This is a genomic window from Vibrio sp. 2-2(8), from assembly GCF_963888495.1.
Classification (GTDB): Bacteria; Pseudomonadota; Gammaproteobacteria; order Enterobacterales; family Vibrionaceae; genus Vibrio; species Vibrio anguillarum.
The window spans coordinates 1-678 of record NZ_CAWPJM010000045.1; the positions used below are offsets into that span (position 1 = coordinate 1).

Genomic DNA, 678 nt, shown 5'->3' on the forward strand with positions numbered 1-678 from the left:
GTACCTCCCAGCAAATCAGTCAGGAAAACAATACCTTCGCCAGAATCTATTTCTTCTATCGCCTCTCGAATCGCTTTTTCAAGCTGTGGTGTGGTTGCCTCTTCCGGGAAGTCGATAAACTTAAACTGAGGCTGTTCGCCAATGACTTGGAACACTGCTTTTGCTAGGCCTGAAGCGAAGCCACCGTGACCAGATAAAATTACTGCAATCATTTCAATTACCCTTATTGAGGCTGATTACTCAGCCCCGTTTATTCTGTGGATACAAGTGTTATAGGAAGCCCATAAAGCGACCAACAACACCCAGAGCGACAGTCAGGCCAATCAGTTTGAGTGGACTCCAGCCTCGCTTAACCAAGGCGTACATTGCCAGGGTGTAAACAAGAGGTAAGAATGCAGGCATCAGTTTGTCGATGACGTCTGCTTGCAGTTTTACCACCGCGTCACCCGCGGTGATTTCCGCTGTTGTTGACAGGCGAACATAGGTCGCAACTAACGCGCCGATGACAGTCATACCGACCATTGAAGCAGCGTGACCTACCTTCTTTGTGTTGGCTTTGATCACTGGGATAGCAGCAACACCCATACGGTAGGCGTAATGTGCCAGACCAAAACGAAGACCAAAGTGCACTACGTTAAACAGTACGATAAAGAACACAGCCCCCATGATTGAGCCTTG

At 48.4% G+C, this 678-nt stretch carries 1 protein-coding gene and 1 pseudogene; both read right to left on the bottom strand.

What is annotated here, in order from left to right:
• Nucleotides 1-212: pseudogene (locus AACV12_RS12820) on the bottom strand (PTS galactosamine/N-acetylgalactosamine transporter subunit IIA); the annotation flags it as partial.
• Between the two features lie 58 nt (nucleotides 213-270).
• The coding region (locus tag AACV12_RS12825) for a PTS system mannose/fructose/sorbose family transporter subunit IID (protein WP_170901636.1) at nucleotides 271-678 on the bottom strand (408 nt) is incomplete at its 5' end.